The following is an 8,463-nucleotide window of genomic DNA, read 5'->3' as shown; positions in this document are numbered from 1 at the left end:
GTCCCGGCGCAGCTCGGCCGGCAGGAACGGGTCGCCGGCGTCGATCACGGCCTCGACCCGGGCCAGCAGGCCCTCCAGCTCCAGCACCTGGCGGTCCCCGACGCTCGCCGTCCGCATCAGCAGGGCACAGGTGCGGCCCAGCCAGTCGGCAAGATCGTCGGCATCGCCCAGGCAGACCGGCGAACGCTCCTCATCCCGGAGCCAGATCGCCGGCGTCACATGAACGATCCCTTGCATGCCTCTCTTCCCACCACGAGTCGGCATCGGCAAGTTTTGTATAAAATATTATGTATTGCAATGCCGAGAATGCCTGGCGCTCGCGATTGGCCGGGTCAGCCCACCGGGTAGGGGCCTTCGGCGAAGCTCTCCGCATGGTAGCCCTTCGACCCGACCAGCCGGGCCAGCGGGCTCCACAGGCTGCCGCCCGCCCGCAGCCGGTCGACCACGGCGGCGAAGTCGTGGCGGGGCTGCCAGCCCAGCTCGGCGCGGGCCCGGTCGTTGACATAGACCCGGTCGATGCCCGGCAGCATCCGCCAGCCGCGGCGGGCATATTCGGCCTCATGGCCGGGAACGCGACGCCGCACCACCGCCGGCGCATCGCGCCGCAGCTCCGCCAGATCCTCCGGCCGGAACGGCGTGGTGGCGCTGACGATGTAGCGGCCGAAGCCGATCGCCGGCGCCTTCTCCAGCGCCAGCAGATGGGCGTCGACCACATCCTCGATGTCGACCCGCCGGAACAGGAACTCGCTGGCCTTCAGGTTGTCGTCGGCATAGGCGGCGCGCTTGGCCCCGTCATCGTCGGCTTCGGGGAAGAAGCGCGAGGTCCGCAGCACCAGGCAGGGCAGGCCCTGGTTGCGGTGGAACAGCTGGCACAGGTCTTCCGCCGCGGCCTTGGTGGCGCCGTAGATGTTCTTCGGCACCGGCACGACATCCTCGGTCACCCAGGCGGCCGGGGCGTCCGGCGGCGGCACCAGCGCGTCGCCGAACACGCTGGTGGTGCTGGTGAAGACGAAGGCGCCGACGCCCGCGGCCGCCGCCTCCTCCAGCAGGGTCAGCGTGCCAGTGACGTTGGTGTCGACGAAGTCCTGCCGGGCATGGGTGGCGACATGCGGCTTGTGCAGCGTGGCGGCGTGCAGCACCGCCTGAACCCCCGCCATGGCCTGCCGCACGGCGGCACGGTCGGCGACCGAGCCGACCCGGTCGGTGAACGCCCCGGGCAGCAGGTCGAGGCCGAGGGCCTCGTGCCCGCGGTCCCGCAGCGTGCGGACCAGCGCCTCGCCGAGATGGCCGGAACTTCCGGTGACCAGGATCTTCATCCGCCGCTCTCAGCCACCTTCGTTGAAGTCGTCCAGCAACGCCGCGATGCGGCCGGAATCGGTCTGGTCCAGCATCATCCGGGCGCGGCGGGCGGCGGCGACACTGTCCAGGGTCAGGATCCGGCGCTTGACCTCCAGCAGGCGCAGCGGCGCCATCGACAGGTCGCGGATGCCCAGGCCCACCAGCAGCGCGGTGAAGCGCGGGTCGCCGGCGATCTCGCCGCAGGCGCTGACCGGGATGCGGGCGCGCAGCGCCGCCTCGACCGTGAACTGCACCAGCCGCAGCACCGAGGTGTGCAGCGGGTCGTAGAGATGCGACACGGTCTCGTCGCCGCGATCGGCGGCCAGCGTGTACATCACCAGGTCGTTGGTGCCGATGGCGAAGAAGTCGACCTCGCGCGCCAGCGCATCGGCGATCAGCGCCGCGCCCGGCACCTCGATCATCGCGCCCAGCGGCGGCATCGCCGCCGGCACCGGCACCCGGCGCCGCTTCAGCCGCCGCATCGTCCGGTCCAGCGCCGCCTTGACCGCGCGGATCTCGCCGATCGCGGTGATCATCGGCAGCAGCACCCGGATCGGCCCGTGCGCCCCGGCGCGCAGGATCGCCGCCAGCTGTGTCTCCAGCAGCTTCGGCTCCTTCAGCGACAGGCGGATGGCGCGCAACCCCAGCGACGGGTTCGGGGTCTCGGCGAAGCGGCCGCCGAGCGCCGAGGCGATCTTGTCGCCGCCGAGGTCGAGGGTGCGGATGGTCACCGGCTTGCCGGCCATGCCCTCGACCACGCCGCGCAGGATCGAATACTGCTCCTCCTCGCCCGGCAGGTCGTCGCGGTTCATGAACATGAACTCGGTGCGCAGCAGGCCGACGCCGGCGGCGTTCAGCTCCGTCGCCACCTGCACGTCGCGCGGCAGCTCGACATTGGCCGACAGGGTGACGGCGACGCCGTCGCGGCTGCAGGAGGGCAGGCCGACCAGCGCCTCCAGCTGCTTGCGGTCGGCCCGCGCCAGGTCGCGCCGGATGCGGTAGGCGGACAGCGTCTCCGGCGTCGGGTCGATGATCACCTGGCCGGCGGTGCCGTCGACGATCACGGTCTGGCCCGGGCGGACCCCGGCCAGCAGGCCGGGCACGCCCAGCACCGCCGGCAGGCCCAGCGACCGCGCCATCACCGCCGTATGGCTCTGGGCGCCGCCGAGGGCCGAGGCGAAGCCCGCCACCCGGCGCGGATCCATCAGCGCGGTGTCGGCCGGGGTGATCTCCTCGGCCAGCACAATGCTGCCCTCGGGCAGGTTGGCGAAGGCCTGGAACTGGCGCTTGGTCAGGTTGCGGATCAGCCGGGCCCCGACCTCGCGGATGTCGTCGATGCGGCTGGCCAGGTAGCTGTCGTCCATCGCCGCGAACTGGGCGGCGATGGCCGCGATCTCCGACTGCACCGCGTATTCGGCGTTGACCCGCTCCTCGGCGATGCGCGCCTCGACCCCGCGCAAGAGGCGCGAGCCGGACAGGATCGCGGCATGGGCATCCAGCAGGTAGCCGACATCCTCGGCCGCTTGCTCCGGCAGCGCCTGGGCCTTGGCCTTCAGCTTCTTGATCTGGCGGCGGGACTTGGCCAGCGCCTCGGCGAAGCGCTCGCGTTCGCCGGGCAGGTCGGCCTCCTCCAGCCGGAATTCCGGCACCTGCTCGAAGCCGCTCTCGATCAGATGCGCCGGGCCGATCGCGACGCCGCCTGAGACGGCCAGGCCGCCCAGCACGATCTCGCGGCCGGGGGCCGATGTCGAAAGGTCGGCGATCCGGGTCGCCATCGATTCAGTCCTCGTCGAAGCCGCGCTCGACCAGGGAGACGAGCGCCGCCAGGGCTTCCGCCGCCTGCGGCCCGGCCGCGGCGATGGCGATGTCGGTGCCGGGGCCGGCCGCCAGCATCATCAGCCCCATGATCGACCGGCCGCCGACCTCGGTGCCGTTGCGCTCGACCCAGATCTCGGCGTCGAACTCGGCCACCAGCTTGACGAACTTGGCCGCCGCCCGGGCGTGCAGGCCGCGCTGGTTGCAGATGGTGACGCTCCGGGTCAGCCGCTCGGCCGCCATGTCCGGGGTCCCCGCGCCGGTCATTTGCGCTTCTCGGGCTTCAGCAGGGCGGAGGCCACGCTGATGTATTTCTGCCCGGCCTCGCGGGCCGCGGTCACCGCGTCGGTCAGGGTGTCGGTCTTCCGCACCGAGGCCAGCTTGATCAGCATCGGCAGGTTGATGCCGGCGATCACCTCGACATTGGCGCGGTCCAGGATCGAGATCGCCAGGTTCGACGGGGTGCCGCCGAACATGTCGGTCAGCAGCACCACGCCGCGCCCGCCATCGACGGCGGAGACCTTGTCCATGATCTCGGCCCGGCGCTGCTCCATGTCGTCCTCGGGGCCGATGCACACCGTGGCCACCTGGGGCTGGGCGCCCACCACATGCTCCATCGCGGCGACGAACTCGTCGGCGAGACGACCATGGGTCACGAGGACCATGCCGATCATCGGGTGGGTGGTCATGTCGTTCCGGATGCCTTCCTGTCAGCCCTTATACCGGCATGTCGCGATGGACCAGCCCGCGGCGATAGCCCTGGCCGTCCAGCCAGGCCGCGAGCGTCTCCGCCACGAACACCGATCGATGTTTGCCGCCGGTGCAGCCGACGGCAATGGTCAGGTAGCTCTTGCCCTCGCGGTTGTAGCGCGGCAGCAGCGGTTCCAGCAGGCCGAACAGCGAGGCCATGAACGGGTCGAACTGGGCGTCGCGCCGGATCATCGCCTGCACCGCCGGGGCCTGGCCGGTCTGCGGCCGCAGGTCCGGCACCCAATGCGGGTTGTCGAGGAAGCGGACGTCGAACACCAGGTCGGCCTCGCGCGGCAGGCCGCGCTTGAACGAGAAGGACATCACCGTGACGTAAAGGCCGGGCTTGGCGTCCAGGCCGAAATGCCCCTCGATCAGCCGCCGCAGGTCCTGCGGGCTGGTCAGCGAGGTGTCGACCACCACGTCGGCCAGCAGGCGTAAGGGATACAGCTCCAGCCGCTCGCGGCGGATGCCGTCCGCCACCGGCCGGTCGGTCGCCAGCGGGTGGCGCCGGCGCGTCTCGGTGAAGCGGCGCTGCAGCACCTCGTCATCGGCATCGACGAACAGCAGCCGGACATCGACGTCGCCGCGGGCGCGCAGGGCCGCGATCTCGGCCTCCAGCGCCTCGACCGAGAAGCCGCGGGTGCGGGTGTCGATGGTCACGGCCATCGGCCGGCCCTCGGCATGGTCGACCAGCGGGCCCAGCAGCGCGATCGGCAGGTTGTCGATCGCCTCGTGGCCGAGATCCTCGAGGGTCTTCAGCGAGGTGGAATGGCCGGCGCCGGACAGGCCGGTCACCAGCACCAGACGATGGCGCGGGCCGGGCCGCGTCGATTGGGAATCGTCGGTCATCGGGCGAGACGGTGTGCAGGCAGGGCCAGGGCGGCCAGGGCCAGGCGCAGCTTGACCGGCGCCGAGGCCTCGAACGGCGCCACCGCGACCAGCGGCAGCCGGATGCCGAGATAGGCGCACACCGCCGGCTCCGGCAGCCGCTCGATCGTCTCGGCCGGCTTCAGGTCGGCGACCAGCAGCACCGGGGCGGCGGACTCGAACGGCACCGGGATCGGCCCGAAGCCGCGGGCCTCGATCAGCCCGGCCAGCACGGCAGGCGGGCGCGCCACCACGACGCCGCCCTCGAGCGAGAGCTGCACCCGGTCGTCGGCGACCAGGCGTCCCCCGGCATCGATCAGCCGGAGGGCCAGGTCGGATTTGCCGCTGCCCGACGGCCCGCGCAGCAGCACGCCGCGGCCGTCGACTGCGACGCAGGTCGCATGGATCGTCGCCATCGCGGGTGGGAAGGTGACCGGCCCCCCGACGCGTGTCAATCGCAACGGCAAATCATCGGACAACAAGACGGGTTATTTCGCCGGCACCGCCTTCGCCTCCAGCGTGTACGGCGTGTCGCCCTGGTAGGAGTAGACGCGCAGCAGATAGGTGCCGGGGTCCAGCCGCAGGTTCAGCTGCTCCGGGTCGGTGCCGGATTCGGCGCCGCTGATCAGGCTCTCCTGGTCCGAGGCGCGCAGCAGGTCGATGTCGGCGTCGCCCTGCTCCATGGTCAGGCGGATGGTGACGTCGGCGCGGTTGACCAGGGTGAAGGTCCAGTAGTCGTCGCGGTCGGTGAAGCCGACCCAGTCCTTCACGGTGACCGGCGTCGGCCCGACATGCTCCAGCTTCCCGGCCTCCTCCGGCGTGTTGCCGGCATTGTCCGGCGGCGGCGGGGCGGCGGCCTCGCCGGCCACGGTCACCCGGTACTCGGTGGCCTCGGCGCCGGCCGGATAGACGTTCAGGTAGTAGGTGCCGGCATCCAGCGTCGCGGTCAGCGATTCCGCCTCGCTGTCGGTGTTGGTGCCGCTCAGCAGATAGGCGCCGTCGGCGCCCACCAGGTTGATGTCGGCATCGGCCGATAGGCCGTCCAGGCCGATGGTGACCTTCTGCCGCTCGCGGATGGTGAAGGCGTAGTAGTCGCTGGTGTCGGCCGGGCCGACCCAGTCGCTGGCATCGGTGCTGGTGCCGGTGATGTCGCCCAGGTCGCGCGCGCCGGACTGGTCGGAACCGGCCGAATCCGGCGGCGGTTCCCGGCCCGGCGTGCCGGAGACGGAGAGGCGGTACGGCGTGGCGTCGCCATAGCTGGTGACGGCGACGTAGTAGGTGCCGGGGCCGACCGTGGTGAAGATGCGCTCGTCATCCGAGCCGGCATTGGCGGAGGAGCCGAGGCCGTTGCCGTCCTTGTCCTTCAGCTCGATGTCGGCATCGCCGGTCAGGCCGGTGAGGGTGACGGTCAGGTCGGTCCAGCCATCGGTGGTGACGGCGTAGACATCGGTCTGGTCGTCGTTCGAGACCCGGCCCTCGGCGCTGAGCGGGGAGGAGCCGACGGCGCCGAGCGGCGTCGCGGTGGAGATGCTGTCATCGGCGGAGTCGTCGGCCGGGGGCGTGGCGGGCGTGCCGCCATCGGCGCCGGGCATGGCGATGCGCATCGGCGCCAGGGTCTGCGCCCACATGTAGCCGACCGGCGTCTTCGGGGTCTGCACCCGCACCCAGCCGCCGGAGGCCAGCCGGCCGGTGACGATGACCTGCGACCCGAAGGGCAGCGTCTCCTTCAGCTCGGCGGTGCCGTTCGGCGCGCCGCGGACCGAGGCGCTGGCCCAGGTGACGAAGGACAGCGCGTCCATCTCCTCGGCCACCGCCGGCGCGGCCGCGGGCGGCGCGGGCACGGCCGCCTGGTCCTGGACCTGGACGACGACCGGCGGCGGCACCACCGTCTGGGTCTGGGCCAGGGCCGGCGCCGCGGCCAGGGCGAAGACGCTGCCGAGCAGCAGCCCGCGCAGGCTCGAAATCATGAAAAACCCCCTTCGATGCGGATGTCGTGATCGGTGCCGCCCCTCACTTCGCCGGGATCTTCACCGTGAAGCGGGCGCCGGGGCGCCCCTCCCGGTTCTCGGCGAAGATCTGGCCGCGATGGGCGGTGATGATCTGCTTGGAGATGCTGAGGCCCAGGCCGGAATGGGTGCCGAACTTCTCCCCGGCCGGACGCTCGGTGTAGAACCGGTCGAAGATCGCCTCCAGCTTGGCCGGCGGGATGCCGGGCCCGTCATCCTCGATGGTCGCGATCACCCAGGCGCCCTCGCGCCGGGCGCGCAGGGTGATGGCGCCGTCGGCCGGCGAGAACGAGATCGCGTTGGTGATCAGGTTGCGGAACACCTGCACCAGCCGGTCCTCGATGCCGGGCACGGTCAGGGCCGATCCGGGCGGCAGGCTCAGGGAGACCTTGATCCCGGTGTCCTCCAGCGTGGTCTTGTACAGCTCGGTCAGCATCCCGAGCATGCGGGCGATGTCGACCGTGCCGGTCTCGGCGCGCGACAGCTCGGCATCCAGGCGCGAGGCGTCGGAGATGTCGGTGATCAGCCGGTCCAGCCGCTGCACGTCCTCCAGGATGATGGCCATCAGCCGGCGCTGCTGCGCCGGGTCGGTGATCCGGGCGGTGGTCTCGACCGCGCTGCGCAGCGAGGTCAGCGGGTTCTTGATCTCGTGCGACACGTCGGCGGCGAAGCGCTCGATCGCGTCGATCCGGGTCCACAGCGCCGCGGTCATGGCCCGGAGCGCCGAAGCCAGCTCGCCGATCTCGTCGCGCCGGCCGCTCATGTCCGGGATCTCGATCTTGCGGCCGCGGCCCTGCTGCACCCGCTCCGCCGCCCGCGCCAGCCGGCGGATCGGCCGGGTGATGGTGCCGGCGAGATAGAGCGACAGGATGATGGTGACGCCCAGCGCGATGGCGAAGACCTTCAGGATCTCCTCGCGCACCGTCTGCAGGTTGCCCTCGATATTGACGCCCTCGCGGGTCATCAGCACCGCGCCCAGCACCAGCCGCACGCGCTGCACCGGCACGGCGACGCCCAGCATCAGCTTGCCGTCCTCGCGGGTCCAGATCTGGCGGCCGACGCCGCCCGACAGCGCGGCGCGCACGCTGGCATAGTCGTTGCCCTGCTGGTCCTGGCGCTCGACATAGCCGGGCCAGCGCTTGCGCGGCCCGGCGAATTCGTTCGACCAGTCGTAGATCGCGTCCCAGGCGGCGCGCAGCCAGCCCTTGGACTGCGGCGGCAGCAGCGGCCGCACCTCGATGATGCCGCCGGGCTGGCCCAGCATCCGGCTGTCGGCCAGCAGCTTGCCGTCGGCGCCGAACAGCCGGGCGCGGGTGTCGTTGGTCTGGTACACCCGGCGCACGATCTGGCGCGCATTGTCCGGGTCCAGCGACTGCGCCGTGTCGACGCCGCCGACCACCGCGGCCTCGGCCAGGTTGGCGGCCAGGATCGTGGCCTCGGCGTCGAGCGAGGCCAGCTCGTTCTCGATCAGCCGCTCCTGGTAGGACGACAGGTACAGCATGCCGCCGACCAGCATCATCAGGGCCATCATGTTGACGGCCAGGACCCGGGCGGTGAGCTTGGAGAAGAAGCGCCGGCGCAGGCGCGCGACCGGGGCGTCGACGGCGCGGCCGCCGACCGGGGTCGCGGTGATCGGGTCGGCAGCCGCCTCCGGCGCGGCGGCCTCGGCGGCGGCGCCGGTCGTGTC

At 71.7% G+C, this 8,463-nt stretch carries 9 protein-coding genes; all 9 read right to left on the bottom strand.

What is annotated here, in order from left to right; genetic code table 11:
* Positions 1 to 237 (bottom strand): hypothetical protein (locus tag P409_RS19255; protein WP_034841668.1); only part of this gene is annotated, 237 nt, incomplete at its 3' end.
* 95 nt (positions 238 to 332) lie between these two features.
* Positions 333 to 1,316 carry an NAD-dependent epimerase/dehydratase family protein gene (locus P409_RS19250; RefSeq protein WP_034841664.1) on the bottom strand — a complete coding sequence of 328 codons (984 nt, stop codon included), beginning with the start codon at positions 1,314 to 1,316 and terminating at the stop codon, positions 333 to 335.
* Between the two features lie 9 nt (positions 1,317 to 1,325).
* Positions 1,326 to 3,113, bottom strand: coding sequence for a phosphoenolpyruvate--protein phosphotransferase (ptsP, locus tag P409_RS19245; protein WP_052120949.1), 1,788 nt, complete (start codon positions 3,111 to 3,113; stop codon positions 1,326 to 1,328).
* A 4-nt stretch (positions 3,114 to 3,117) separates the two neighbouring features.
* Positions 3,118 to 3,420 (bottom strand): HPr family phosphocarrier protein, encoded by a 303-nt coding sequence (locus tag P409_RS19240; protein ID WP_052120948.1) that lies wholly within the window; start codon positions 3,418 to 3,420, stop codon positions 3,118 to 3,120.
* Positions 3,417 to 3,827 (bottom strand): PTS sugar transporter subunit IIA, encoded by a 411-nt coding sequence (locus tag P409_RS19235; RefSeq protein WP_026869137.1) that lies wholly within the window; start codon positions 3,825 to 3,827, stop codon positions 3,417 to 3,419. The genes P409_RS19240 and P409_RS19235 overlap by 4 nt, the downstream gene beginning before the upstream one ends.
* A gap of 43 nt (positions 3,828 to 3,870) precedes the next feature.
* On the bottom strand, positions 3,871 to 4,752 hold the full coding sequence (gene rapZ / locus P409_RS19230) for an RNase adapter RapZ (protein WP_034841661.1): 882 nt from the start codon (positions 4,750 to 4,752) through the stop codon (positions 3,871 to 3,873).
* On the bottom strand, positions 4,749 to 5,186 hold the full coding sequence (locus P409_RS19225) for an HPr kinase/phosphorylase (RefSeq protein WP_034841658.1): 438 nt from the start codon (positions 5,184 to 5,186) through the stop codon (positions 4,749 to 4,751). The genes rapZ and P409_RS19225 overlap by 4 nt, the downstream gene beginning before the upstream one ends.
* A gap of 72 nt (positions 5,187 to 5,258) precedes the next feature.
* Complete coding sequence (locus P409_RS19220) at positions 5,259 to 6,737, bottom strand: pre-peptidase C-terminal domain-containing protein (protein ID WP_034841656.1); 1,479 nt, start codon at positions 6,735 to 6,737, stop codon at positions 5,259 to 5,261.
* 43 nt (positions 6,738 to 6,780) lie between these two features.
* A partial coding sequence (locus P409_RS19215) for a stimulus-sensing domain-containing protein (protein WP_343285515.1) occupies positions 6,781 to 8,463 on the bottom strand: 1,683 nt, incomplete at its 5' end.

Origin of the sequence: Inquilinus limosus MP06 (assembly GCF_000767795.1) — a bacterium.
In the GTDB taxonomy this organism is placed as follows: domain Bacteria; phylum Pseudomonadota; class Alphaproteobacteria; order DSM-16000; family Inquilinaceae; genus Inquilinus; species Inquilinus limosus_E.
This window is presented reverse-complemented; position numbering and strand designations above follow the sequence as displayed.

Excerpts from the sequence above, each read along its gene's own strand:
- P409_RS19250 (WP_034841664.1), bottom strand. The coding sequence starts at position 1,316 with ATGAAGATCCTGGTCACCGGAAGTTCCGGCCATCTCGGCGAGGCGCTG.
- ptsP (WP_052120949.1), bottom strand. The coding sequence starts at position 3,113 with ATGGCGACCCGGATCGCCGACCTTTCGACATCGGCCCCCGGCCGCGAG.
- P409_RS19240 (WP_052120948.1), bottom strand. The coding sequence starts at position 3,420 with ATGACCGGCGCGGGGACCCCGGACATGGCGGCCGAGCGGCTGACCCGG.
- P409_RS19235 (WP_026869137.1), bottom strand. The coding sequence starts at position 3,827 with ATGATCGGCATGGTCCTCGTGACCCATGGTCGTCTCGCCGACGAGTTC.
- rapZ (WP_034841661.1), bottom strand. The coding sequence starts at position 4,752 with ATGACCGACGATTCCCAATCGACGCGGCCCGGCCCGCGCCATCGTCTG.
- P409_RS19225 (WP_034841658.1), bottom strand. The coding sequence starts at position 5,186 with ATGGCGACGATCCATGCGACCTGCGTCGCAGTCGACGGCCGCGGCGTG.
- P409_RS19220 (WP_034841656.1), bottom strand. The coding sequence starts at position 6,737 with ATGATTTCGAGCCTGCGCGGGCTGCTGCTCGGCAGCGTCTTCGCCCTG.